24 protein-coding genes are annotated in these 26752 nt (G+C 56.5%); 6 read left to right on the top strand and 18 right to left on the bottom strand.

Annotated elements, in window-relative coordinates; all coding sequences use genetic code 11:
• Positions 1-9: 9 nt before the first annotated feature.
• The 8 genes from GNF76_RS19000 to GNF76_RS18965 all read right to left on the bottom strand — a co-directional run bounded on the left by GNF76_RS19000 (position 10) and on the right by GNF76_RS18965 (position 7940).
• Positions 10-1161 carry an MFS transporter gene (locus GNF76_RS19000; RefSeq protein ID WP_155584664.1) on the bottom strand — a complete coding sequence of 384 codons (1152 nt, stop codon included), beginning with the start codon at positions 1159-1161 and terminating at the stop codon, positions 10-12.
• A 552-nt stretch (positions 1162-1713) separates the two neighbouring features.
• On the bottom strand, positions 1714-2943 hold the full coding sequence (locus tag GNF76_RS18995) for a sugar MFS transporter (protein ID WP_155584663.1): 1230 nt from the start codon (positions 2941-2943) through the stop codon (positions 1714-1716).
• Between the two features lie 65 nt (positions 2944-3008).
• Complete coding sequence (locus GNF76_RS18990; protein WP_155584662.1) at positions 3009-3356, bottom strand: L-rhamnose mutarotase; 348 nt, start codon at positions 3354-3356, stop codon at positions 3009-3011.
• On the bottom strand, positions 3353-4126 hold the full coding sequence (locus tag GNF76_RS18985; RefSeq protein ID WP_155584661.1) for an L-fucose dehydrogenase: 774 nt from the start codon (positions 4124-4126) through the stop codon (positions 3353-3355). The genes GNF76_RS18990 and GNF76_RS18985 overlap by 4 nt, the downstream gene beginning before the upstream one ends.
• Positions 4123-4983 carry an amidohydrolase family protein gene (locus GNF76_RS18980; protein ID WP_155584660.1) on the bottom strand — a complete coding sequence of 287 codons (861 nt, stop codon included), beginning with the start codon at positions 4981-4983 and terminating at the stop codon, positions 4123-4125. The genes GNF76_RS18985 and GNF76_RS18980 overlap by 4 nt, the downstream gene beginning before the upstream one ends.
• A 37-nt stretch (positions 4984-5020) precedes the next feature.
• Complete coding sequence (locus GNF76_RS18975) at positions 5021-6298, bottom strand: L-fuconate dehydratase (protein WP_155584659.1); 1278 nt, start codon at positions 6296-6298, stop codon at positions 5021-5023.
• Between the two features lie 20 nt (positions 6299-6318).
• A complete protein-coding gene (locus GNF76_RS18970; protein ID WP_155584658.1) occupies positions 6319-7164 on the bottom strand; it encodes an ureidoglycolate lyase in 846 nt (281 codons plus the stop codon).
• A gap of 35 nt (positions 7165-7199) precedes the next feature.
• A complete protein-coding gene (locus GNF76_RS18965) occupies positions 7200-7940 on the bottom strand; it encodes an SDR family oxidoreductase (protein ID WP_155584657.1) in 741 nt (246 codons plus the stop codon).
• A 234-nt stretch (positions 7941-8174) separates the two neighbouring features.
• Between GNF76_RS18965 and GNF76_RS18960 the strand changes: the two genes are divergently transcribed.
• From GNF76_RS18960 to GNF76_RS18935, 6 genes are all read left to right on the top strand, one after another.
• Positions 8175-8936 carry a FadR/GntR family transcriptional regulator gene (locus GNF76_RS18960; RefSeq protein WP_155584656.1) on the top strand — a complete coding sequence of 254 codons (762 nt, stop codon included), beginning with the start codon at positions 8175-8177 and terminating at the stop codon, positions 8934-8936.
• Entirely contained in the window at positions 8933-9922 is a 990-nt protein-coding gene (locus GNF76_RS18955) for a diaminopimelate epimerase (protein ID WP_155584655.1), read from the top strand. Before GNF76_RS18960 ends, GNF76_RS18955 begins: the two co-directional genes overlap by 4 nt.
• Positions 9923-10233: 311 nt before the next feature.
• Entirely contained in the window at positions 10234-12276 is a 2043-nt protein-coding gene (locus tag GNF76_RS18950; protein WP_155584654.1) for a type VI secretion system Vgr family protein, read from the top strand.
• Positions 12276-13118, top strand: coding sequence for a DUF4123 domain-containing protein (locus tag GNF76_RS18945; protein WP_155584653.1), 843 nt, complete (start codon positions 12276-12278; stop codon positions 13116-13118). Before GNF76_RS18950 ends, GNF76_RS18945 begins: the two co-directional genes overlap by 1 nt.
• Positions 13119-13125: 7 nt before the next feature.
• Positions 13126-13893 carry a hypothetical protein gene (locus tag GNF76_RS18940; protein WP_246211939.1) on the top strand — a complete coding sequence of 256 codons (768 nt, stop codon included), beginning with the start codon at positions 13126-13128 and terminating at the stop codon, positions 13891-13893.
• Positions 13894-13904: 11 nt separating this feature from the next.
• Complete coding sequence (locus GNF76_RS18935; RefSeq protein WP_155584651.1) at positions 13905-16061, top strand: lipase family protein; 2157 nt, start codon at positions 13905-13907, stop codon at positions 16059-16061.
• 2 nt (positions 16062-16063) lie between these two features.
• On the opposite strand, the gene codA is transcribed toward GNF76_RS18935, so the two are convergent.
• The 10 genes from codA to GNF76_RS18885 all read right to left on the bottom strand — a co-directional run bounded on the left by codA (position 16064) and on the right by GNF76_RS18885 (position 26606).
• Entirely contained in the window at positions 16064-17299 is a 1236-nt protein-coding gene (gene codA, locus GNF76_RS18930) for a cytosine deaminase (protein ID WP_155584650.1), read from the bottom strand.
• 39 nt (positions 17300-17338) lie between these two features.
• Positions 17339-18607, bottom strand: coding sequence for a cytosine permease (gene codB, locus GNF76_RS18925; protein WP_155584649.1), 1269 nt, complete (start codon positions 18605-18607; stop codon positions 17339-17341).
• A gap of 70 nt (positions 18608-18677) precedes the next feature.
• Entirely contained in the window at positions 18678-19301 is a 624-nt protein-coding gene (locus tag GNF76_RS18920; protein WP_155584648.1) for an NUDIX hydrolase, read from the bottom strand.
• A 33-nt stretch (positions 19302-19334) separates the two neighbouring features.
• Complete coding sequence (locus GNF76_RS18915) at positions 19335-19805, bottom strand: GNAT family N-acetyltransferase (RefSeq protein WP_155584647.1); 471 nt, start codon at positions 19803-19805, stop codon at positions 19335-19337.
• A gap of 107 nt (positions 19806-19912) precedes the next feature.
• Positions 19913-20269, bottom strand: coding sequence for a 6-carboxytetrahydropterin synthase QueD (gene queD / locus GNF76_RS18910; RefSeq protein WP_003190259.1), 357 nt, complete (start codon positions 20267-20269; stop codon positions 19913-19915).
• Positions 20270-20710: 441 nt separating this feature from the next.
• Positions 20711-22312, bottom strand: coding sequence for a hypothetical protein (locus tag GNF76_RS18905; protein ID WP_155584646.1), 1602 nt, complete (start codon positions 22310-22312; stop codon positions 20711-20713).
• A 37-nt stretch (positions 22313-22349) separates the two neighbouring features.
• Complete coding sequence (locus GNF76_RS18900; RefSeq protein WP_155584645.1) at positions 22350-23498, bottom strand: fatty acid desaturase family protein; 1149 nt, start codon at positions 23496-23498, stop codon at positions 22350-22352.
• 51 nt (positions 23499-23549) lie between these two features.
• On the bottom strand, positions 23550-24344 hold the full coding sequence (locus tag GNF76_RS18895) for an acyl-CoA thioesterase (protein ID WP_155584644.1): 795 nt from the start codon (positions 24342-24344) through the stop codon (positions 23550-23552).
• 37 nt (positions 24345-24381) lie between these two features.
• Entirely contained in the window at positions 24382-25200 is an 819-nt protein-coding gene (locus tag GNF76_RS18890; protein ID WP_155584643.1) for an alpha/beta hydrolase family protein, read from the bottom strand.
• A gap of 326 nt (positions 25201-25526) precedes the next feature.
• Complete coding sequence (locus GNF76_RS18885; protein ID WP_155584642.1) at positions 25527-26606, bottom strand: patatin-like phospholipase domain-containing protein; 1080 nt, start codon at positions 26604-26606, stop codon at positions 25527-25529.
• Positions 26607-26752 lie beyond the last annotated feature (146 nt).

Genomic DNA, 26752 nt, shown 5'->3' with positions numbered 1-26752 from the left:
ATTGTGTCTCTACACCCGCAGTATCTTCCCGCTGATCGCGACGCCCGCCAGTAGCACGGCGATCAATACAAAGGCTGCACTCAAGCTGCTGCCATGGGCGATAAAACCGATCATCGCCGGGCCGGAAAGAATGCCGGCATAGCCTAAGGTGGTGATGGCGGGCACCGCGATATGTTCCGGCATGACCTGCTGTTTGCCGACGGCGGTGTACAGCACCGGCACGATATTCGAACACCCGGCACCCACCAGCGCATAACCCAGCAGGGCGGTTTCCCAGGCCGGGAACAGCGTCGCCAACAGCATGCCCGCCGCAGCCAATGCGCCACCGATCACGATGACCCGGGTAGCACCCAGACGGCGAACGATGGCGTCACCGGTCAGGCGCCCGGCGGTCATGGTCAAGGCAAATGCGGCGTAGCCCAGGCCTGCATAGGCTTCATCCAGCCCGCGCTCGGCACTCAGGAACACCGCACTCCAATCCAGCACGGCACCTTCGGCGAGAAACACGATAAAGCACAGACAGCCGATAAACAGCACAACGCCATGGGGGATGGCAAAGGCTGGCCCGGAGCTTTCGCTGCCGTAGGGCAGCAAGTGGGGCCCGGCCTTGAGCAGTGCCAGCGCAATGATGACGATCACCACCAGGATGGCCGTCAGTGGCGACATGCCCAACCCCAGCAATCCGCTGACACCTGCCGCGCCGACGATGCCACCGAGGCTGAACAGCCCATGGAAGCCCGACATCATGGTCTTGCCGCTGGCCCGTTCGACGATCACCGCCTGCAGGTTGACCGTAGAGTCCACCGCGCCCAGGCCTGCGCCAAACAGAAACAGGGCGGCCATCAGCAGCGGGATCGAGCTGACGGTGGCCAGCAACGGCAAGGCCAGGCAGATCAGAATTGTCCCGCCGGTCAACACCCGTCGGCAGCCGAAGCGCGATGCCAGGGCGCCCGCTGCCGGCATGGCGATGATCGAACCTACGCCGAGACACAACAGCAACAGCCCCAGGGTGCCTTCATCGAGTTGCGCCCGTGCCTTGGCGTACGGCACCAGCGGTGCCCAGGCAGCAATGCCAAAACCTGCGATGAAAAACGCGATACGGGTCGACATTTGTTCCAGCCGCCCGGGAACCACGGGCGCTGGGGTGCTGATGGCAGTCATGAAAAATCCTTGGTTTTGCGTTCAACGACGATGTGCTGCGCAACATCCTTGCACATCAGGCCGTCTCGAGCGAGCAGGGTTCCCTTCGAACGGCTCAACCCAGCCTGGTGTTACCTATCGTCAAAGGCAGCTGATTTTTATTTTTACAATCATGGAACGCTATCCATCTGCTTCACCACTCAACGGTGACCGACCTGTAGGGCGATGATCTGTGCCTTGTGCGAGGTGGTCTGGAAGGTGCGTAATCCCTGTGAGAATGGATGAACCCCAGGGTTTTTGCGGTGGATTACCACCTTCCAGGCGAATCCTTTTACCCGCCGGAGCCGCTCAGGCGCGCCTTCGGGGCAGTTCTACAGGTGTCATACCGACGCTTTCAAATATTCCTGTACCTGCACCACGTCGGGTCCCGTCACCCGGACCAGTACTACACCGCGTGGGATGGTTTCCTTGCCGGCATAACTCTCGACGCACGTACTTCGGCCTGATGGAAACGTCCATCCATGGGAAATGGCAAGTGTAGAACCCATAGGACTTTGCGCCATTCCCATGGTGTTAGCTTTGCCGTAACCGGCTGCGGGCATATACCGCGACAATCACAAAGCAGCCCAGGGGCAACAGGTAGGCAAGTGCCACCGAACTGTGATCGGCCACCTTGCCCATCAAGTAGGGCATCAACGCCCCGCCGACAATCGCCATGATCATGAACGAACTGCCGCGCTTGGTATGCGGCCCGAGGTTTTTCACCCCCATGGCAAACAGCGTCGGGAACATGATCGACATGAAGAAGAACACCGCGATCAGCGCGATCACCGACACGCCTTCCAGGCCCATCACCACCAGCGCACACAAGACAATATTGATCAGCGCGTAAATCAGCAGTAACCGCTGGGCACTGACGCGGCCCATCAGCCAGGTACTGAAAAATCGGCCGAACATAAAGGCCAGCATGGCGATTGAAAGCAAATAGGCCGCCCGTTGGCTACTCATTTGCGCCCAATGTTCGGTGACGTAGTTGATAAAAAATGCGCCGACACCGACCTGGGCCGCCACGTAGAAAAATTGGGTGATTACCCCGCCGACAAACTCTCGATGTTGCCACAAGCCCTTGCCACTGACGGGGTGCAGCGCCTGTTCCTGCGCCCGCAAATCCGGCAATGGAGTACGGGCGATCAGCACCGCCACCAGCAGCACCAGAATGGCGATCACCACGTAGGTGGTTTGCAGCGAACCCATGTCCGATGCGGGCGTGCTGCCAGCGCTGAAAAACATCGCGCCGCCAATCAGTGGGCCAAAGAACTGACCCAGGCCGTTGAATGATTGTGCGAGGTTCAAGCGTCGCTCGGCGCCCTGGGGTTCGCCCAGCACCGTGGCGTAAGGGTTGGCGGCCGTCTCCAGGCAGCCCAGGCCACAGGCAATCACGAATAACGCGAGCAGGAAAAACGGGAAACTGGCTGCCGCCGCCGCCGGCATGAACAGCAGGGCGCCCGCAGCGTACAGGCACAAGCCCAGCAGGATCCCGGCCTTGTAGCCGTGACGGTCCATCAACAGCCCTGCCGGCAGGGCAATCAGGAAGTAGGCGCCGAAATAGGCGCTTTGCAAGAGGCCGGACTGGGCTTTGCTGACGTGCAAGGTTTCCTGGAAGTGCTTGTTCAGTACGTCCAGCAAGCCATAGGACAAGCCCCAGAGGAAGAACAGGCTGGTCACCAGGATCAGTGCCCAGCGATAGGTCGGCACGGCGGCGCGTTGGGCACCGTCTGCCACTCGCGTTTCTTTGCTTAACATGACGCTTCTCCTGTTGTTTTTATGGGATCAAGGCGTGCGATGCAGCGGGATTTACAGGTGGACGGTCAGGGTTGCTCGATAAGGCTGAAAATCTGCTCCATGGGCTGCCATTTGCCGCCTGGGTCAGTCCACGGCGTGGGTGCCTGGAAGCGCCACATCAATGACTCCCAGCGTTGCACCTCAGGATTGGCCTGGGCAGCCCGTTCCAGGGCTGCGAAACTGAAACCGGCAGCGGTGTCCATGACCATGAACAGTCGTGTACCCAGGCGCCAGATCTGCATATCCAGCACCTGTTGGTTGCGCAGGTGCTCGGCCACGCTGGGCCAGATGCGCTGGTGCAACTGCTGGTACTCGGCGATCAATGCCGCATCGTCCACCAGATCCAGTGCCAGGCAGTAACGTTGGCCATTCATGTCAGCGCCCGGTCCAGATGGGTGTAGCCTCCGTCCACCACCAGCCATTGCCCGGTGGTGTGGGACGCGCGCGGTGAGAGCAGGAACAGCACGCTGTCGGCAATTTCCTCGGGGGTGGTCATCCGCTTGCCCAAGGGAATTTTTTCAACGATGGCGGCGAGCTTGGCTTCGGGATTGTCGAAGCTGTCGATCCAGCGCTGGTACAGCGGCGTCAGCACTTCGGCGGGCACCACCGCATTGACTCGGATTCCATACTCCAGCAAAGAGGCCGCCCATTCCCGGGTCAGGGACAATTGCGCGCCCTTGGCGGCGGTGTAGCCGCTGGTGCCGCCTTGGCCGGTGAGGGCGGTTTTGGAGCTGATATTGACGATGGCCCCGCGGCTGGCCTTGAGCGCATCAAGGCATAGGTGGGTCATCAGGTAATAGTGAATCAGGTTCTTTTCCAGGGATTCGACGAAGGCGGCACGCCCGGCTTCCAGGCCTACGCCGTCGTTGACCCCGGCGTTATTCACCAACCCGTCGATACGCCCGAAGCGTTGCAGTACTTCGTTGACGGCGGCGCGACAGGCCTCTTCATCCCGCAACTCGACGCGCACGAAGTGGCTTTTACCCGCCTGTTCAAGCTGGGCGGCAAAGGCGGTGGACAAGGGCTGGTGACCGAAGATCACCGGGGTCGCGCCTTCAGCAATCAACCCCAGGGAGATGGCCGCGCCAATCCCCGAGCCACCGCCGGTGACGATGATCACGCGGTCCTGCAAATGCAGATTCATGGGCAGTTTCCTTCAAGGTGATAGACCCGCTGGGCGGTACCGCCCCAGATGGCCTGGTGTTCGCTGGGCGACAGATGGCCGAGGGTCTGCTCCAGTAATTGGCAGGTGTCTGCGTATTCGCCGGCCAGCAGGCACACCGGCCAGTCTGAGCCGAACATCAGGCGTTCGGCGCCGAACAGCTCCAGGGCCAGTTCGATAAAGGGGCGCAAGGCATGGGCGCTGCGTTGATCTGGCCCGGCCTCAGTGAGCAGGCCCGACAGTTTGCAGCTGACATGGGGCAGGGCCGCCAGCGGCGCCAGGTGTTCAGCCCAACCGGCAGGGCCGTTGGCGATATCCGGTTTGCCCAGGTGATCAAGCACCAGGTGATGGCGGTCGTGGCGCTGGCACATCGTGGTCGCGGCGTCGAGGTCGGCGCAGCGGATCAGCACCTCGTAGACGTAGCCTTGTTGTTGCAGGTGCTGCAGGCCACGGGAAAAGTTGGGGTCGGCCATGAAGGTGGCGGGCCGTGGTTCGTCCTGAATCTGATGACGAAAGCCCTTGAGCCTTGGCCGGTCGCGCCACCGCTCCAGGTGTTGTTCAAGCGTCGGATTGCACAGGTCGACCCAACCCACCACGCCGAATATCCACGGGTAGTGTTGGGCCATATCCAGTAGTGCGTCGGTTTCCTGTTCGCCGACCCTGGCCTGCACGGCAATGCAGCCGTCCAGGCCGGCGGCGTCGAGCAAGGGGCGTAAATCCTGTGGGACAAAGTCCCGGCGCAGGTCGGCTTCAGGCTCGCCGATCCACGGATAGTCAGCAGCCCGGTAGCGCCAGAAGTGCTGGTGCGCATCGAGCCTTAACGGTGTGGGGGACGACATTATTATTGTGCTCCGTCCATTCAGTTTGCAGTTTGTCTCAAGGCCGGTGACGGTATTGCTCACGGGACGCGGCTTTCATCTGGATCGAAAAGCCTGGCGCCTGCGGCGGCATATAGGCCGCGCCACGTACCACGCATGGCTCTTCGAAATGCTCGTGCAGGTGGTCGACATATTCGATCACTCGACCGTCATGGGTGCCGGCAATGCACAGGTAATCGATCATCGATAAGTGCTGCACATACTCGCAAAGCCCGACACCGCCGGCATGCGGGCACACGGGCAAGTTGTACTTGGCCGCCATCAGCATCACCGCAAGGACTTCGTTGACCCCACCCAGGCGGCAGGCGTCAATCTGCACCACATCGATGGCCTCGCGCATGATCAATTGCTTGAAGATGATCCGGTTCTGGCACATCTCGCCGGTGGCGACCTTGACCGGTGCTACGCCCTGGCGAATCTTGCGGTGGCCTTCAATATCGTCGGGGCTGGTGGGTTCCTCGATAAACCAGGGTTTGGCAAACGCCAATTCCCGTACCCAATCGATGGCGGCGTCCACTTCCCACACCTGGTTAGCGTCGATCATCAACTGGCGGTCCGGCCCCAGCACTTCACGAGCGATGCGCACCCGGCGCAGGTCGTCCTGCAAGTCGTGGCCGACTTTGAGTTTGACGTGATTGAAACCGGCATCCACCGCTTCCTGGCACAGCCGGCGCAGCTTGTCGTCGCCATAGCCGAGCCAACCCGCTGAAGTGGTGTAGCACGGGTAGCCGTGGGCTTGCAGGTTGGCCATGCGCCGGGCCTTGCCTTCGGCGCGTTGACGCAGCAGGGCCAGGGCTTCGGGCGCGGTGATGCAGTCGGTGATGTAGCGGAAGTCGATGCAGCGCACCAGTTGTTCCGGGCTCATGTCGGCTACCAGGCGCCACAGGGGTTTTCCTTCGGCCTTGGCCCATAGATCCCACGCGGCATTGACGATGGCGCCGGTGGCCAAGTGAATGGCGCCCTTGTCCGGACCGATCCAGCGCAACTGGCTGTCGCTGGTGACATGGCGCCAGAAGCGGCCCATGTCTTCGCTGATCCATTCCAGCGTCAGGCCCACCAGCAGCGGCTCCATGGCCTTGATCGCGGCGCAGCAGATCTCGTTGCCACGGCCGATGGTGAACGTCAGGCCATGGCCTTCAAGGGCCGGGTTATCGGTTTGCAGAATCACATAGGCGGCTGAGTAGTCCGGGTCCGGGTTCATGGCGTCGGAACCGTCCAGGGACTGGGACGTAGGAAAGCGGATATCTTCGACGTGAATCGCGGTAATGGTGGTCATGAACGGCTCCTTGGCTCTTGTCAGGCGTTGACCGTGGTCTGGTTTTGCTCGCCCAGGCCTTCAATCCCCAGGCGGATTTTTTGCCCGGCCTTGAGATAGACCGGTGCAGGCTTGATCCCCAGGCCGACGCCCGGCGGAGTACCGGTGGAAATCACATCCCCCGGTTGCAGGCTCATGAACTGGCTCAGGTAGCTGATCAATCTGGGGATCTGGAAAATCATGGTGCGGGTGTTGCCGTTCTGATAACGATGGCCGTCGACTTCCAGCCAGATTGCCAGTTGATGCGGGTCGGCGATTTCATCACGGCTGACCAGCCAGGGGCCCAGCGGGCCGAAGGTGTCGCAGCCTTTGCCCTTATCCCAGGTGCCGCCGCGCTCCAGTTGGAATTCACGCTCGGACACGTCGTTGATCACGCAATAACCGGCGACATGTTCCATGGCCCGGCTTTCATCGATGTAGCGTCCGCCCTGGCCGATCACCACGCCAAGCTCCACTTCCCAGTCGGTCTTGTGTGAGTGGCGAGGGATCTCGATATTGTCGTTGGGGCCGACGATGGCGCTGGTCCATTTGTTGAAAATGATCGGTTCGTCTGGAATCGGCGCCCCGGTTTCTGCGGCGTGATCGGCGTAGTTCAGGCCAATGCAGATGAATTTTCCGACTTGCCCGACACAGGCTCCCAGTCGGGGGTTACCCGGTACCAGAGGCAGGCTGGCGGGATCGAGGTCTTGCAGGCGTGCCAGGTTTTGCGGCAGCAAGGCGCTGCCGGCGATATCACTGACGTGCGCGGACAAGTCCCGCAACTGACCGTCCTTGTCCAACAGGGCCGGACGTTCCTGACCTTTCTCACCATAACGCAACAGTTTCATGGGCAATCCTCTAATCACTAGAAAGAGCAGGGCGGTCAGTTGCTCCAGCCGCCGTCGATAATCTGGGTGGTGCCGGTGGTAAAGGCACTGGCATCGGAGCCGAGGTAGAGCGCCAACTGGGCGATTTCCTGTGGCGTGCCCAGGCGGCCCATCGGCTGGCGGCCCGTGAAGGCGGCGTACACCTCATCCTGTTGCCGACCTTCGCGGGTGGCCTGTTCGGCAATGCGTTGATGCAGCGACGGCGACTCCACCGTGCCAGGGCAGATGGCATTGCAACGAATGCCCCGGGTGACGAAGTCGGCGGCTACCGATTTCGTCAGGCCGATGACTGCCGCCTTGCTGGCGCAGTAGGCGAAGCGGTTGGGCACGCCTTTGAGGCTGGAGGCCACTGACGACATATTGATGATCGACCCGCCGCCCGCCGCCAGCATGCCGGGGAGAAAGGCGCGGATCATGCGGTACATCGCGGTGACATTCAGGTCCATGGCGAAGGCCCAGTCATGTTCCGGGCATTCCAGGATATTGCCGGCATGAACGACACCGGCGCAGTTGAATAGCACATCGAGAGGGCCGAATTGTGCGGCCAGGCGTTGGACGGCAGCGGCGTCGGTGACGTCCAGCACGACCGTCTGCGCGCCCGGCAGGTCGGCGAGTGCCTGTTGATTGATGTCGGCGGCAATCACCTCGGCGCCAGCCGCCAGATAGGCTTCGACGCTGGCACGGCCAATGCCTTGGGCGGCGGCGGTGATCAACACGCGTTTACCGGTGAGGTCCATGACAGACTCCCTTGATTGTTATTATTGGCTCAATGGTCAGGCCATTGAGGGCGTAAAGCGCCTGAATATGGCTCGTAGCGAAACCTGAGGGGTTTGCTATGATCAGCCCAATGGAAACGATCCAATGGTCAGGCCATTGATCCAATTTTTAGCACGGGACTTCCTGGTCAACAAGCGGCTTTTTTGCGGGTTGATCGTTTGTGCCGGGCTGTGCATGAGTCGAGCTGAGCCTAGATGCCATTTCAAGTGATTGATAACCAACGTCTTTACCGACAAATCGCCGACCAGTTGCGAGCACTGATCGACAGCGGTGAATTTCCTCCAGGCAGCCGCCTCCCGGCCGAGCGGGAACTGGCCAAGCTCTTGGGCGTGAGCCGTGCGTCGGTCCGGGAGGCCATGATTGCCCTGGAAGTGATCGGCCTGGTGGATGTGCGGGTCGGTAACGGCGTGCTGGTGTGCGAACCGGCGCAGCCGAAGGTCAGCCAGGAGCCGGTGATGGCCCTGGCCACTCGTGGTCAATGGCAAGAGTTTGATCCGGAGCTGGACTTGCACGTTGATTTCAACGCCGAGATTCCACCGTTTTCCCTGCTTCAGGCCCGTCGCTTGATTGAGCCGGAAGCGGCGGCCCTCGCCGCCAAACACGCCACTGATGAAGAACTGGCGGGTATTCGCGAGGCGTTTGAGCGCAACGTCCAGGACAACCGTGAAGGCTCGCATACCCACCCAGGTGATCGCCTGTTCCATATCCGCATCGCCCAGGCCTCGGGTAACCCGGCGTATGCGCTGATGATTGCGCACCTGTTGGGGCATCGTTACGGCAGCATGTTCCAACGATTGCAGGCGCACTACACCTCTGACGATATGCCTCATCGTTCCGAAGACGAGCACCGCAAAATCCTGGAAGCCCTGGAACAACGGGATGCAGAAGGTGCGCGACAGGCCATGCGCAAGCATCTGGAGGAAGTGGTACGGATCTTTATGCGGACGGCGCAATGACTCACTTCTACGACGCCCGAGGCAATATCTACGGCGTTGTGAGTCCTGCGTTGTTGCGCAGTCATGGCATTGCGGTGCCGGATAGTGCCGCCCAGGCTGCGCGTACCCGGGGTGCCTGGACACAGGCTGCAGTGGCCCGTGAGTGTGGTTGGGGAGCACTGCCGCGTCCTCCCGAGGGCAAGGCTCACCGCAGTGATGGCTTGCTGGTCGGGCCGTTTCAGGCCGAGCCGCCGTTCGATCTACTGATCGTCAACACCGACGGTACCCTGGCGGAACGTAGCGGCAACGGCTTGACGATTTTTGCCCAGGCGTTGACCGATCAAGGGTTGATGGCTCAGGGGTGTGAGCTGCGGGTGCATCACGACAAGACGGACGCGCTGTCACCCGTGCTGACTTGGGTTACGCCTGCGGTGTACGACCAGATCCAGGGATTCTGGCTGGCGCTGGGACGCCCTGAGTTTGGGCCCGCGGCAGTGGGGGCTGTGGGCACTGGGCAGGTGTCGGTCAACGGTCGTGAACTGAGCCATGTTTCGGGCCTGTCCTCGATCAACACCCAATGGGATCACAGTCAGTTTGTGCGCGTGGGTAATCCTCATTGTGTGACTCTGGTACCTCAGGTTTCGTTATTGCCGAGCAACCGGCAGATGCATCAGTTGAACCTGTTCGAGCGGCTGCAGACGATTGCTTTTGCGCCCCCGGTTGGAGTTGGCCAGCCTTGCGTCGCCGGGGTCAATCTGCAATGGGCGGCCCGAGAATCTGATAATCGCTTGATTGCCCGGGTGTTCGAGCGCGGCGAAGGGCCTACGGCGTCCTCCGGCACCAGTGCCAGTGCGGTGGCTTGTGCTGCCTGGCGTGTGGGATGGGTGGGGGCGGGTGAGGTCGCGGTGGTGATGCCCGGAGGCACAGCGCCTGTACGGTTGGAGCAGCAGGGTGAAGCGTTGAGCAATGTCAGTCTGTTCGGGGCCGCACGGCGGCAAGAGACCTGAATAAGAAAATGCTTGGCTTAATTAACCGGGTCAGCTGGTTCTCTATCAGTAAATTATTAATATGAGAATAGTGTAGGACTTTTCCAGTTGTCTGGTGCTGGCTCTTTGATTGTGATTCTTTATTTTAAAAAGACACTTCTTTTACTCGCGTACGAAACTTCCTTTTTATTTTCAAATGGCCAGAATTTCCTCTGGAATCGCTACCCTTAAGGCTGCTCAGGGATTTCTCTTCGGCTCCGATTTAAACAACCAGCGTATCGGTGCACAGGGAAAGTTATTTCAGTGTGGCAATTGGTGGCGGACAACAACGGATGTTTAATGCGCATGTTTCTTCCCGTTTCAAACTGATCATTCCAAGTGTTATCCATGACTTTCAGGTACTTGCCTTTAAAGGCAATGAAGTTATCAATCAGCCTTTCTCCGTTCATGTACAGGTGGTCAGTGAGCATCCTTCCCTTGATCTGGAGGCGTTTCTCCATCAACCCGCCTATCTTGATTTCGGTGAGCCTGGCGAAGGACTTCACGGGCAGATCTACGCCATTGGACGAGATGATCCGGGCAGCCGACTGACCCGTTATCACCTGACCCTGGTACCGCGCCTGGCTTACTTGGCTCATCGCTGTGATCAGCGAATTTTCCAGCAGCGTAGCGTGCCGCAAATCATCGCGGCGGTACTGGAGCACCACGGTATCTTCGCGGATGCCTATACCTTTGAACTCGGCCCCGTGGTTTATCCGCCGCGAACATTCTGTGTGCAATACGCAGAAACCGACCTGCATTTTATCCAGCGGCTGTGTGAGGAGGAGGGCATTCATTACCACCTGCGTCACACTCCGGATGGCCATCTTCTGGTGTTTGGCGATGATCAGACGGTGTTTCGCCGACTGCCGGCGCAGCGCTATTGCTCCAGCCGTTCGGCCGCGGATCAGTGCGTGATCCAGCGCTTTGATGTACGCCTGTCGACCCGTAGCCGGCAGGTGGTGCGGCGTGACTATGACTTCGAACATCCGTCGTTGCGTTTGCAAGATCAGACCGGGAGATCATCTACCGAGGCCCTTGAAGACTACCAATACCCGGCGGGCTTCACCGGTCATCAGCGTGGTGCGCAATTGGCCCGGCGCAGCCTGGAACGCCACCAGCAGCCTCGTTATCGGGTGTTGGGCAAGAGTGATCAACCTGCTCTGCGCAGTGGGCATTTTCTGGAATTGCAGGATCACCCGGATCCGTCGTGCAATGATTTGTGGCTGATCACCAGCGTGCGTCACGAAGGCTACCAGCCCCAGGTATTGGAGGAGGCCGCCCCGGAGCCTGACACCTTCTGCGGTTACCGCAACCGGTTCACGGCAACGCCTTGGCGAGCGACTTTCCGTCCACCGCTCAAACACTCCAAGCCGCGTATCGCGGCTAGCCAGACGGCTACGGTCACCGGGCCTGCGGGTGAAGATGTGCATTGCGATCAATATGGTCGGGTCAAGATCCGGTTCCACTGGGATCGGCTGGATCCTGGTGACGACAAAAGCAGTTGTTGGGTGCGCGTAGCCTCGGGTTGGGCCGGCGATAGTTATGGCGCGATGATGCTCCCGCGAGTGGGCATGGAAGTTCTGGTGACCTTTCTGGAAGGTGATCCCGACCAGCCTCTGATCAATGGCTGCCTGCCCAATACCTTGCACATGCCGCCCTATCCCTTGCCGCAGCACAAGACTCGCAGCGTCCTGCGCAGCCGCAGCTCCCCTGGCGGCAAGGGGGCCAACGAGCTGCACCTGGAAGATCGGCGTGGGGAGGAACTCATCTACCTGCGAGCCCAGCGCGATCTGGAGCAACACGTGGGGCACGATAGCCGGCTGGAGATCGCAGGCGAGCGGCGGGAGATCATCCGTGGCTTGAGTACCGTCAAGCTGGAGGATGAGGAACATCGCCGTATTGGCGGTGATCGCAAGGTTCGGCTTGAGGCAGATGATCACTTGAAGGTGACTGGCAGCAGCCAGATGCACGTGGGCCAAGTGTTGGTGATCGAGGCCGGGCAGCAGATTCATCTCAAGGCCGGTGCCAGCTTGATTATCGAGGCGGGCGCGCAACTGAGTTTCAAGGCCGGTGGTGAGCATCTGGTGATTCAGGCGGGCGGGATCTTCAGCAGTCGGCCCATTACCTTGGGAGGAAAACCTCCTGTAATCCGCTCGGCGAATCCCGTCGGGCCGGGTGAAAAGGCTTCGTTGCCGATTGTCACGGCCACTCCAATGATGTCTGCCGCGCAAGGGGTCGTCATGGGGTTGGCCAAGCAACTGGGGGCCGACTTCTGCCCGGTGTGTGAGCGTTGTCGCGAGGGCGTGTGCGACATCACGGGGAGGGCGGCTTGATGGCGCTCACGCCCGGACAATGGATGGCTCAACAGCAACAGGCAGGGCATTGGTTGTGCCTGATACTGAATGGTGAGAGCGAGGCGAGTCACTCACTGCTGGCGACCCGCACGGTGTCGCAGTATTGCAACGTCTACAGTGGAACCGTCGTGGGGGAGCTGGCGACGAAAGGCCCGTTGATCCTGTTGCTGGAACACGCCAACGAGCCTGAGTTTGCCAGGTTGCTGCAACAACCTGAGTTGAATTGGGGATGGTTGGGCAGCCTGCCCAGTGACGACTTGTCGGATGTTACCCGGCATTGGCGTGAACGGCTGTTGGTGGGCCTGGCAGGAAGCCAAGTGCTGTACCGGTTTCACGATAATCGCACGCTGGCGCGAGCCCTGAATCATCTGCCCGCTCAGGCATGGCCCGCTTTCCTCGGGCCATTGATCAGCGTGTGCTACTGGCACGACCAGCGCTGGAACTGCGGCAACAACCCGGCGCCTGGCGAACATGCAGTGCCCGATCCTGCGCCGTGGCTCGAGGTACCCAACCCCCAGTCTGGCGCCATTCTTCAGGCCAATATCCTGCGCTACCTGCTGGCTGAGCACAGCGAAGACCTTTGCCGGTTGGCCGAGTATCAGGCCCCGAAAGTCTGGCTGGCCCAGGTGTTGGAGCAGGCCCGGATCTGGCAATGGGAGGCGCCTGAACAATTGGAGTTTTTGGTGGTGCAGCGCTTGCTGGAGGCCTGCGGGGAGGGCGTTATCCATTGGCAGCCGGTGGCAGGAGAGCTTGCGGTGGATCATTTTCAGCGGGTGGTGGAGCAGTGGCGGCGGGTGCAGGGGGCGAATCGTGATGCGTAGGGGAATCATGTTGGGGTTACTTGCCGGTGGTGTTCTGGCGACTTCCGGGTGTGGGACGAAATCCGTCGAGAGCTTCACGTTGGAGGTCGATCTGCCGGCGAACTTCAGATTCAGAGGCGATGCGGTTTACCAACCTGCGACGGGCGAGACTTGCACGTTGCCGCGACGGCGAGGCAAGCGGCCGGAACTTAAGGTTTTTGACACGCTTGGTAAGCCAGAAGCTAACCGGGTCAGTTTCGAAGTACCGCTGACGGAGCGGGTGGGTGGGTGTCCGTTGGTGTTGCGCAGAATTATGTTTGCGCTGGATACGGAGTGGGGAGAGCGTTGGTTTGATATTGGGAGGGATTATGCCGCCATCTATTTGGGTGATCAGTCGGCGTTCGGCGACTCCGTAATGCCTGCGTCTGGAGTATTGGAACTTGCGGCTCGGTGTCAGTGGCTGTTTCGTACTGGAGGATCTGAACGTGCCCTTATCAAACTCCTCAAATGCAACGCATTGGGCGCGGATGGTCTGTTACGCAAGGCACGGGCGGGTGGTGCTGTTCAGCGTGATGCGATGACAGGGAAAACCATAAGACTGACATTGGGGTTGATCGATGAGGAGTTACCAGCGGTTGACGACAATTGGATAGTTGTTCCTGGTGGTTGGAAGCGGTGCCTGGGGAAAAGTCTGGATGACGTGTTCGCGTTTTGCCGTGGTAATACGACTGATTTCAAGTCTTTTAAAATGCCAGATGGGCGTGTCTGCACTATCTATCCTACGTGTAACGAATAGGGAGAAAACTCATGAGTCAGGATGCATGGAAGCAACCGTTTTTCAGTAACAAGATGCCAGCCTGTTCATTGCGAGGGCACTGGGTGAGCTTTTGTTTGGTAGATGAACTGGGGAGTGGCAAAGTATATGGAGGTCTACCTTACAAGGTCTATGACAGTGCAGGTCAGAGTTACAACGGAAGATTGAATGGTGAGGGATTTGCCAAATTGCGAGGGTTCTACTGCGGGCCGGTTGTCCTGTCGTTCGACGAGCTTTATTCGGGAGCAGAAGATCTCTATAAGGGACTGATGACGCGGTCAAGTTACAAGCTGCCTATCACCGAGCTTCAAGTTCGTGCGGAAAAAACCCGTTTTTCACGCGACGATGGTCAGCGGGTAGAACGTAATCCTTTGCAGATACAGGCAGACCATTTTTATCAGATCGAAGTACGCGATCTTGTCCGGCACTCCGCTCATTTGCCCCCTCAGGCACCGAGGATTTACTGTCCCCCTCGGCATGCTCTAAAAATGATGGCTGATCTGGGTTTTGGGCCACCTCAACCGACGTTGACAGGATTGGTGTTATTTCCTAACAAGCACGCCGTACTGGAGGTTCGACCGCTTAGAGCGCTACGTCCGGCACTGTCACTTGATGATCGATTCTGCGCCTTGAACGGTTATCAACTGGCGCTCATGGCAACCTTGAGTTATTGCGAGTTTGGTCAGGAACCTGCGGTACCTCCTATTGACCAAGTAGCCTTTCCACGGCATCCCAGCGTTGGCAACCTGTTTGCTGAGAAGCTCGCGGGTTATCAGGAAGACTGGAAAGTCGATCCAGACCAACAGCAACGCTTTTATCCTTTATACGAAGATGTACCGTACTCCCAGCGCTTTGAAATTTTGCCCTTTGATCCTGAGTTGTATGAGCAGAATGATCCCCGGTTGGATAAGGCCCAAGAGCATCCAGCACAGTTGCATTTTTTCGATGATGAGGAGAATGGCACTGATACTCAGGCTTTTATCTGTCACCACGATGAGGTGGTTTTGATCGCGGTACGCGGCACCGCCAGCGGTGCCGACGCCATTCGTGATGCGAACGCTCATCAAGTTCCATTTACCGAAGGCGTCGGGAAGGCACACGAAGGCTTTTATCTGGCTTACCGTGCGATGCAGCGATTTGTGCTCGGATATTTGACGCAGTTTCATACCCGCCAACGCATCATTATCTGTGGCCACAGCCTAGGCGGCGCGATAGCCCTTTTACTGGCAGAGTCCTTGCGCCAAATCCCAGACTGCCAATACAACATCCTCCTCTACACCTACGGCGCCCCCCGCGCCGCCGACTCCGAATTCACCGAAGGCGCCTCTGCCCTGGTACATCACCGCATCGTCAACCACAACGACCCAGTCCCCAGCGTCCCGGCACCCTGGATGAACACCACCGCCAAAATCTGGATCCCGGGAGCTGTGGTGCTGTTCAGCAACCCGGCGCCCGGTGGCCTGTTATTCGCCCTGGGCCTGGTTCGTCTGAACGGCAACCCTTATCAACATCACGGCGCACAGCAACATTTCATGCCGATCGTCCTGCCCGACGGCACGCAATCCTCGGTGCTGTGGACTCCCGGTTGTGAGTCCATCGAAGAGGCAGCCTGTCATCGTGCTTTGCGACTCAATGGCGATATGCCGGATCGGCCCAATCTGATCAAGCAATTGGTCCAGTCCAGCCATCACTTTATGGTCACCAGCTACATTCCGGCAGCCTGGGCAACCCTGCGTCGCTGGCAGCAAACCCTGGACGCCAACGGTACCTTGGTGACGCCACGGGAGTTTGAGCTGATCGAAAAAGCACTCAGCACCATGCAGCAACAGCTGCGGGACAAGAACCGCGAGCTGGCCCTGCGCGGTTCTCCCAACCAGCGTGGTAATGAGGATAGTCACGCCTTGAGCGCCGAAGTCGACCGCTTGGACACCAGCCGCAAACGCCTGGCGAGCCTGCGCTGGCGTCGGTTGCAAGCCTGGGATGTCTACGGCAGCCACGCCCAATCCCCAAACCTGCAACCAAGCCTGAAGCGCTGGTTTACCCATCAGGAAAACCGCGAGCTATCCCAAGTCGCAAGTATCCCCTCGCAACCGGATGACAGTTGGGGACCGGGGAGGACGCAAACCCTGGATATCGATTCGATCGTTTAAGCCTACAAAAACTCCACCTGCGCAGGCTGGCGCTTCATCAACACCTGGCCCCCGCGAATCGAATACAACGGCAAACCCTGGCTGCGAATCACCTCATAGTCGCTGTCAGCGGAAAGGATCAACAGGTTCGCCGGGCGCCCAGGCTCCAGGCCATAACGGTCGCCCAAGGCCATGGCCTTGGCGCTGTTGTCGGTGACCAGGTCGAGGGCACTTTGCAGGGTGCGATAGCCGAGCATATGGCAGATGTGCAAGCCGGCTTCCAGTACCCGGAGGATGTTGCCGTTACCCAGTGGGTACCAGGGATCGACAATGGAGTCCTGGCCAAAGCAGACGTTCATACCGGCTTCCAGCAGTTCGTTGACTCGGGTCACGCCCCGGCGTTTCGGGAAGTTGTCGAAGCGGCCCTGCAGGTGGATGCTTTCGGTAGGGCAGGAAACGAAACTGATGCCCGAATGCCCCAACAGGCGGAACAGCTTGGCGCAGTAGGCGTTGTCGTAAGAGCCCATGGCCGTGGTGTGGCTGGCGGTGACGCGGGCGCCCATGTCGCGGCTGCGGGCTTCTTCGGCCAGTACTTCGAGAAAGCGCGAGTGAGGGTCGTCGGTTTCATCGCAATGTACATCCACCAGGCAACCGGTGCGTTCGGCCAGGTCCATCAGGAATTTAACCGAGCTGACGCCTTGGTCGCGGGTGTATTCAAAGTGCGGGATGCCGCCAATCACATCGGCCCCCAGGCGAACGGCTTCTTCCATCAGCTCGCGGCCATTGCGGAAAGACTCGATGCCTTCCTGGGGGAAGGCGACAATTTGCAAGTCGATCAGGTGCGTGTTTTCTTCGCGCACCTCCAACATCGCCTTGAGCGCCGTCAGGTCCGGGTCGGTGACGTCGACGTGAGTACGCACGTGCTGGATGCCGTGGGCGGCCAGGGCCTGGATGGTTTTTTTGGCGCGGGCCTTGGTGTCTTCCTGGGTGATGGTGGCCTTGCGTTCGCCCCAGCACTCGATACCTTCGAACAGTGTGCCGCTCATGTTCCAGCGTGGCTCGCCAGCGGTAAGGGTGGCGTCGAGGTGGATGTGTGGCTCGACGAAGGGGGGAACAACCAGATTGCCAGCGGCATCCAGGTCATCCGGCCCTGCTGCGGGTGCTGCGTTTTGTCGGGTGATGCTGGCGATCCGGCCATGTTCCAGGTGCAGATCATGCAGGCCTTCACGGTTGCGCAGGCGAGCGTTGATGATATGCATGGGCAAGTTCCTCTTGGGCAAAAAGCAATCAGGTGGTCATTATGCCTGGACGTCAGCCAGTGGCGTCCGCACCCGCAGTACAGCGGTGAGCACGATGTAGGTCAATGACGCGGCAACAATGCCCACCAGCGGTGCCACCCAGGGTGAGTTGAATGCCAGCACCGTCCCGACGGCATAGGCGATCAGCCCAGGCCAGTTGAACGCCGGCAAGGGTGTGTCGGCCAATCGTGGGTAGGCGCCGCGATACCGATAGAAGAAGTCCGCCATGATCACCCCGCCAATCGGTGGAATCACCGTGCCCAGCAGGATCAGGTAGGGCACCAGCATGTCGTACATGCCCCCCAGCGCCAGCAGCGTACCGATCACTGCGCCCACCAGGGTCACCGTCTTGCGGCGCCCGGTGCGCAGCAGGTTGCAGCCGGCGACGGCGAAGTTGTAGATGGTGTTGTCCTGGGTGCTCCAGATGTTGAGCAGCAGCATGGCCATCGCCGCCATGGCAAAACCTTGCAGCAGCAACACTTCCACCACATCGGGCTGCTGATAGACGATGGCGCCGTAGGCACCGATCAATACCATCAAGCCATTGCCGATGAAAAAACCAATCAAGCTGGCCAGCACTGCCACCTTGGCCGAGCGGGAAAACCGCGTCCAGTTGGTGGCCTGGGTCGCGCCGCTGACAAAAGTGCCAAACACCAAGGTGATCGCGGTGGACATATCCAGCTCGCCCGTTGGCACCACTGCCAGCAGGCCATCCAGCCCGCCGACTTTTACCGTGGCGACCCACATCGACAGAAACAACAGGATGCCCATGGCCGGCACAGCGATGTAGGACAAAATCTCCAGCCCGCGATACCCCACGTAGGCCGTGGCGCAAAACACCAGGCCGAACAGGACCATCAAGGCCAGCACGCTGCCCTGGCTCAGTTCGAAGTATTTGCCCAGGACCACGGCGGCGGTGGCGGTACCCCAGGCGTACCAGCCGATCTGGGTAAACCCGAGGATCAGGTCGCTCAGCTTGCTGCCCACTTCGCCAAAGCAGAAGCGTCCCATCAGCACCGAATTCAAGCCACTCTTGAAGGCGATGTAACCCAGGCCTGCGGCGTAGATACCCAACAGCAGGTTACCCAGGGCCACGACGCCGAGCATCTGGACAAAGCTGAAGGCCACCCCCAGCTTGCCGCCGGCGAACATGGTCGCGGTAAAAAAGGTGAATCCCAACAGCACCATGGCCGTTGAGGCAAGGCCCTTGCGCGCATGCAGCGGCACTTCGCTGAGGGGATAATCGTTACCGGGTTCGTGCTGCGTCATGTGCCTTCTCCCTGAATAAATGACGCAGGTGTGTAGCACTGCCCGTGCCAACTCCGGGGTGGAGAAGGGGTTAATCAAACAGGGTATGAGTCGTCTCGCCGCGATGAAACGCGAACGCGGCCTCAAGATCACTCTCGATGGTCCGGCCTCGGGACAGCGGTGGCAGGGCGTCCAGGCTGAAGAAGCCGACCTCCGTGGTCTCGAAGCCCGCCACTGGCGCGGCTTGATCGACCCGTTCGCACAGGAAGTACAGCTTGTAGAAGTCCCGAGTGTCAGGCTTGTACAAGCCCTTTGCCTTGTGAGTGACGCTGTACAGCGCCTGCGCCTTTACCGTCAACCCGGCTTCTTCACGGATTTCCTTGACGATGTTTTCTGCCGCTGACAAACCGATATCGGCGTAACCGCCAGGCAACGCCCAGCAACCGTCGTTGAGTTCTCGCACCAACAGGATGCGGTCGCCCTCAATCACAGCACCACGTACATCGAGCATGGGCGTCGAATAGCGTTTGGCGAAATCCGAAACCAGCCCGGTGATGCGCTCCAGAGGCACATTGCCCAACTGTGCGAGCATGCTGTGGGCGATATGGGCGATCTCCTCAAGACGCTCGCGCTCGAAGTCATCGGTGCAAAAGTGCAGCCCGGTGGACGCCAGTGCTTGCAGGCGTTTGGCTTGGGCCAGCCAGGTGTTTTCCATGAGGACTCCTTCGGGTTAGGGGGGAGGTGTGGCTCAGGGGTTGTGCTTATTGGGTATCAGGTCCTTTTTCATGTAAACCCGATGCAGGCCGTTTTCCACGGCCCGATGGGTTTCCACAAAGCCTCTGCGTGTGTACAGCTCGATATTTTCGGTCATCGCTTCGTTGGTATACAGGCGGACTTCTCGATACCCGGCGCTGATGGCCTGTGCTTCGGCAAACGCCAGCAACTGGCGTCCATAACCCAAGCCTTGAGCGGCAGGGCTGACAGCCAGGTTATCCAGGAGCAAATAATCTTCCTTGCTGATCAGCACCACGAAGCCCACTACCTGGCGAGCGCTTTCGAGCACCTGAACGGTCCCTGTTTCGACGTGTTGGCGATAGTCGTCGAGCATCGGTCCGGGGCTACGGCCGATTCGTTGAATGTAGGGTGAGTAGGCAGCCTGGACGATGGCCTCTATGGCCGTAATATCGTCGACAGTGGCACAACGTATCGCAGTGGGCATCGCAACAGGCACCTATTTGTCTGGACAGCGAAACATGACTGTAAAGCGCTGGGCGCGTGGTGGGCATAAAAAAACCACCTTGAAGGTGGTTTTTTTACATCGCCAGCTTACTCGCCGCGATAAATACAGCCACTGGTGCAGGTCTCATGGATGCGAATTGCACTGAGTTCCGGCAGCAACGGTTTCAATTCATTCCAGATCCACTTGGCCAGCACTTCGCTGGTAGGGTTTTCCAGGCCGGGAATGTCATTGAGGTAGTTGTGGTCGAGACGCTCGTAGAGCGGCTTGAAAATCGCCTTGATCTCCGAGAAATCACGGATCCAGCCGGTATGCGGGTCGAGGTCGCCGCTCAGGTGGATGGCCACCTTGAACGAGTGGCCGTGCAGGCGCCCGCACTTGTGGCCTTCGGGGACGTGGGGCAGGCGGTGGGCGGACTCGAAGGTAAACTCTTTGAAGATTTCCACGGTATGACCTGTAGGGCAGGAGTTTCAAGGGCTGTGTGTGATTGTCAGTGTTTGGTGTGCTGATCACTGTACTGACGGGTCGTTGCTGGGGGTTACGGCTGTCATCCATTGTAAGCATGCAGGCAGGCGCCAGGCGACCGAGTGGCGCCTATTCTAACCTGTTTTGGGAAGGTTCTTTCTTTGATCCTGCGATAAACGGTGTTCGTCCAAGTCCGGTTGTATGGAACACCTCGCCGGAGTGCAGGAAACGGTCGATGCTGCCGGCGGCTGAAGCGGAATAAGTGTCACTTTGCCACTCGGAGCTGCTGGCCTTGCATGGGCGCAAGGCGTCTATGCAGTTTCGGAGCGAAGCAGATTGCCTCGCTCCGGCACGTGGCTGTGTGACACACAAAGCCAATGCGATGCTGTTTTCAGGTGTTTCTCAAAGGGTTTTTGTAGGCTCTAGTATCGAATAGACAAAGCAATGGCTTCTGAGGGGACTTTATAAAAAACAAGGTCTGTCTGAACCCTTAATTTAAATTTTTCTTGCTGCTCTTTTAGCAGGTTGCTTTTAAAGTTGTAGTCAACATCTACGTAAGATTCGCAAATGTTTTTATTTAAATGATTTTTGCCAAAGGTTAAAACTATGTGTTTTGATTTCCATAAATCATATTGGCTGAATACGTTCCCACCCGATTGCTTAATTGATACGGCTTTCAGGAAAGGATGACGTGTCAGCAAGCAAAAGTGACCCATGAGTTTATAGAATTGGTAATGCTCCAGGGAATGAACGAATGATACATACCAAATATAAGTTGATATAACATCAATATAAAACTGTTTGTCTTTTTTGACCTCTATTTTTACATACTGACATACGTCGGAAACCCAGGTTTCTACGTCGTGAATTCCACCATCAATCACAAGCTCCTCATAGATGCCTGAAATGAAGTCTTTGACAGAAAGATAGTGTGAGTCTAACTGCTTGTTAAGTGCTGTAGAACCTGTGATGTACCGATCAAAAGGCACATCAAAATTGATTTGATGTTTTTTGGTTAAGGATTCATCAATGGTGTCCCTCTTGCCATACATGGTTAATGCGTTTTCATACCCTACTTTATAAAAAGTGTCCGCCGAATAGTAGCCAATGCAAGAGTATAGAAATTTATCAAAAATCCCTGGTGTCTCGCGCAGAGACAGAGGGCTATTCTTGAACTGGTCATTAAGCATTAACGTATACGCAGTGTGAGGACTTAGTAACTTGTAAAGGGTGCTGTTTTTTGGTGTTTTGTTGAATAGCGAGACGGCACCCATTTCTGCAAAAAACAGGTGGTGATGTAGATGGGCCCCCATAATAAAGAAAACCATAGCGTTAGACAGGAAGTATATTTTTGCCAAATCCCAATCACGTGAGCCATGCTTGATGCGGGTGCCATCAAATAGTTCGATTTCCATGGTGTTGATTTCTAAGTTTTCGGAAATCAGAAATCGCCTGATATCAAAGCTAATGTTTGGGAGAACTTGTTCGTTGTGAAATGACGACATATCAAATGTAAAGTAGCCGTCTTGCAACTGCAGGTAGTGAGAAGCTTGCGATGAAAAAACAAAGTCTTTTAACTCGACATCACCGATCGGAGTTGGACTCTCAAACTCATCAAGAACGACATTGACGTAGTCCAGGTTAGCTTTGATGATGCTTGAGATGTAGTTGTGGTAGACCTTGTCTTTTCGCCATTTGTAAACAAGCTCTGCCGGCAGGTGATCTGACACATAAGGCAAGTGGTAATCGGTCCCCAGGATTTTCTTGTTATGCATTTCTACATAGTCGCGATTATAGTTGTTGTGTCCGAATAATCTAGGCAGTAGCATTTTTATTTCAGTTAACTTCCAGCGTAAATAACTTAGCGTGACGTTGGTTGCGTACAGGGTTAATAGGACGGGGCTCAGTTTTATTTTGACGAGCACGCGGTAAACGATGCTAAGCGATTTGTTCTTGGTGATTTTTATTAAGAACAGAACAGGGGAGGTTGTGACGTAAAATAAGAATAGTAGTTTTTCTAGCATGATCATGTTTCCTGAGATTTCTAGTTATTATGGTTTGTTAGATCAAAATGTGATCATGCATGTTTTTGTCGTTAATCAATATGCTGCGCGTAATCGGTTTTGTCAGGTATTGTTTGATGACGCTGCAAAAGGCTTCACTGCACGTTAATTCTTGGTAGCTAAGAGTTGGGTATTTTTCTTTTACCAGGCGCTTGAGCTCTCTTGATAGTGTGGGGTAATTTTTTACATCGATAGAAGGGAATAGGTGATGCTCGATGTGATAGTTGAAGTTGTAGATTAGCCATGAGTAAAACTTGTTATTGGTTCCGACGTTCAATGTTACATAGAGCTGCAGTTTGGCAAAGTCAATTTCGATGTCTTGAGAGGTGTTTATATAGATTGCCTTTGATAGCATGCCGTGATGGTTGCTTTCGAACGACAAGAAAAATACCGTGCTCCACAATGCGGAAACGATAAAATATCCAAGTATTCCATACCAGCCAAATAGGGCATAAGGAACTATGTAGTACATGGTTATCAGGCACAGTTTCGACACAAGATAAAAGGCGTAGTCTTTTGTGGCCTTTTTTCTTTGTGGCGAATGTGGCATATAGTTCCCTTTAAAAAAGGCAACAGCAAACACAAAAAACATTAGTTGTTTGTAAAATAACGTGGCCAAGAGGAGGGAAATGAGAGATGCAATTTTTCCAGCCTGTTTGGCCTGAGGCCGCTGATCATAAGACCTTTCAGTAAAAAACACTTTCCTGTTGGATGAGTCCAGATTGTCACCGTTATAGAAAGTGTTAGGGTATCGGTGGTGGGTGGCAAAGTGTTGGCTTTGCCAAATGAAGCTCGATGCGCCTACAAAAAAATCGACACCCTTGAAGAATAATAATGAATTTTCGGCCTGTGCATGGTCGAAATTATGGGCTTTGAAAGCGAATCTAATCAAAAATAGTGAATAAGCAACTAATGTCAATATTACGGGTATAGATGATAGTCCTTCAAAGTTGTATTGTTGTGCATGGAGGCCTAAAATAATTGCCGCAATATACAGCGCCCCCAGAATGGCTACATCCAGTTGGAACATTTTTTGTATATCAGCCTTTGAAGGGTGATAGGTGGTCCATTTTTTCTGAAGTTCTCTAACGTCTTTAGAGAATTCCGTAGATTTGTTTTTTACACGTTTAAAAACTTGGGCTACCATTTTTATTTCCCATTTCTTCGATTATTAGATTTCCATAATCTAATGCTGTGTCTATTCAAAAACACTGACTGTTTGCCTGCTTATCACGGTTAGGTTCTTGTTTTTATCCCAGATTTTAGAGTCTATATGGCTGTAACCATTTGCTGAGCTTACGATGCTTGCCTGGTATTGCCACCAATCGTTCGGGCCGCAATCAGCGGGTATGTTTACGAAGCTGACAGCCCATGTGAGAGAGCTTCCTGAGACGGGTTTCTTGAACATACTGAATACAGCCGGCGGCCAAGCATCTAAAAGCACTAATATTGCAGCTACTGAAATGGGCTCTTGCTTAACTTCGCGTAACTTTATCCAGCCCCCCATTTCGAGTTGCCCTTTACCCATAAAGGGCAAGCCACCTAAGGTGTATCGATAATCAAAAAACTGGGTAAAATCGGGTGTGAGACCACGAATGAATGGGAATTCTTGTACGTCTTCAGGATCCTTAAAGGTAGGAGACGGGTCCCCCTTTATCATCACGCTGGATTCTCGATCAAAGCCGAAGCTCGCGAGTACGGTGGTACAAACTTGATTGTTTTGAGAACCAGTGATTTGCAACTGCATTGCGGCTTTGCCTTCGCGCAGTACTTCGACAGCCACGTGCAATTCACCTGGAGCCACTGGCGCCACGAAGGAAACCAGAATTGACCGGATATCTCTATTTTTAATGACGTCAGGTTTTATTTTTGAAAGCAGCGTTGCGACAACTAAACCGCCGAAGGTGGCTCTCCCTTGTCCCCATTGTTCTGGGATATTCACTGCAGGCAATTCATTTGCATAGGCTGCATTCATGGTGTCAAAAAAACTCATGACAATCTCCTGTAAAGAGTGGTGATAGATTTTTAGATTAACTGTGTTGTAAGTGCGTATCTAAGAAATCTACTACTCTTGTTTTGTACTCTTCAGGATTTGCTGCAAAAGCGTGGGTGTGCGCAGCATTAGGCACTTGCCAGAATAAGGTTTTGGTTTTTTTGTCCAAGGCTTCCCACAGCAATCGTCCATCCTTTACCGGAGTAAACTCATCGGCCTCACCGTATATCAGCAGTGTGGTTGGATTGCCGATCAAATTTTGTGCGGCGTCGGTGGGACGTAATCTAAGTTCCCCTGCAGGGTAGACTAGTTTAGAGAGTTGTATTCCGAGTTTCGGAATAGGGTATCGAGACCAAAAGTGCAGAAGTGTCGGGAATGCAGACTCAAGAATTGCCGCTTTAAAAGGATGCCCTGGTTGTGCCATGGCACATACCGACATTGCAGCCCCCATGGATGATCCCAATACAGCAATTGGCAAATCAGGGTGACATTTTTTTAATGCTTGCCCTGCGGCCAGTACATCAAGTGGAAAGTCCATCGTAGTGGAAGTGCTTTCACCAAAGCCATTTAAATCAAAAACCATAACATGGTAGCCAGCCTCTCTTAAAACTTCGGCATGTCCATGCTTCATCCAAAATCCTTTGGCGATCACGCCCATAGGATGAACCATTAATACGGCGCCTTTGGCGTTTGGGGTGTGCGCGAGTGCTGATAAGGCTGAGAGATTTGCGCCTGATTGGCTCCTTATGTTTAAACGCGTCCATTGAGCTTGATCGGCAGATTCTGGCCAACGCCAAGGCTTTGAAAACCGACCAAAAAATGGCTTTTTAAACAATTTGTACAGCGTATTTTTCATGTGCAGTCCCTGCGATTATCAAACGTGTGTTTAATACTTGTGTATTAATCCTCGAGTTAGCTCACTGAGACCATAGTCATAAGTGACTTTCGAGATGCGATAACTGCCACATAGGCAAAGGGTGTGCGTCGATGGGGTGTGCGCTGGCCTTACCGGGTTTGTTCAGCGGTATTTTCGGGGCGGGCGCTCATCAATCCTGGCGTTTTTATGGCCGCGGAGCAGGGTGGTGTCAGCGAATCGCCGTTGCGGGACTCTGTGGATATAACGCTTAGCAGAATAAGCGCGTCTCCTAAAGGCAACATGGTGGGCTTCGCACCTGGAACAATTCAGAGGGCAAGCAGCCGCTCACCCAAGCCGCCGTTATCCGCCAACTGCAGAAACTCATCCCCCAGCCGCCGGCTTTCGCTCATCGCCGTTTGCCAGTACTTGTTGCGGCTTGGGTCATCACCCATGAAGCGCTTGAAGTCGCTTCGGTCCGGCAGTTTTCCGTAAGGCAGGCGGGCCAGGTATTCCCTGGACGGTGCCAACAGCAGCACGTCCTGCAAGCCCTGCTGGTTACCGCGCCGCCAGGGCAAGCCTTTGTCGAACCAGCCGGGGATGACTCGGTCGGTGAAGTGCGGGTACAGCACGATGTCATCGCCGTGGTAGGGCAGGTCGAGGTGATAGTCCAGCAGACCACCGTCTCGGTAAGTGCCTTTGCCTGCGCCTGGCAGATCGCGCACGCCTTGCATGACCATCGGGATCGAGCCGGACGCCAGCAACGCCTGGCGCAGGTTGCCCAGTTCCAGATGAAGGAAGCGCGATGGGAAGTCCTTGAGCGGATGCAGCGGTGGCGCCTGGCGCGGGTCGTGGATGATCAGCCGTTCGAAATGCCGCGACAGCCGTGCGCGCCCCCGCAGGTTGTCGGCAATCACCGACGACAGTCCCAGGCCCAGGCGACCGCGATGGTCGTCGGCCAGCAAGCCGTGGCTTTTGACCACCACGATATTCAGTCGATAGTCGGGGTTGGCCAGCAATGTGGCGTCGCGCCCGGCCAGCAGATCGTCGAGCATGCGCTGGCAGCTCTGGCTGACTTCGGCCATGGTCACGCCCTTGGCAAAACGCTGCTCGTTGTACAGTCGGCCCAGGTCCAGCAGGCCTTGTACCGGGTCGGGCAGGCAGGCACTGGCAAACCGCCAGGAACCGATGGACGCGCCGATCAGTGAGCGCTGACGAGATTCCCGGGGTAGCCAATCACCGAACAACGCCAGGTCAATGCCCTGAATCCCCAAGGCTTTTGGCCCGCCGGCGGCGCCAGGCAGAATGCCGACATCTGCGGGCTTCAAACCGTGTTCGCGGATCCGCGAAAGGGCGCGTTTACCGGCCTTGAGCGTCAGGGCCGGGTACTTGATGTGAATAGCTGTCATACCGGTCTCTATCGGAGCGAGCAGGGCAGTATAGAAAACCTTCCCCGGTCGCACGCAAGGTGAATTGCCATGGTGGCAATTCAGTTTCAGTTAAGTTGCAGTCGTTACCGTGAGCCGCGTAGGAAAAACATCTCGAAACGGAGACT

Origin of the sequence: Pseudomonas spelaei (genome assembly GCF_009724245.1) — a bacterium.
GTDB lineage: Bacteria > Pseudomonadota > Gammaproteobacteria > Pseudomonadales > Pseudomonadaceae > Aquipseudomonas > Aquipseudomonas spelaei.
The sequence above is the reverse complement of the archived record's forward strand: the minus strand, read 5'-3'. Positions and strand labels throughout refer to the sequence as shown.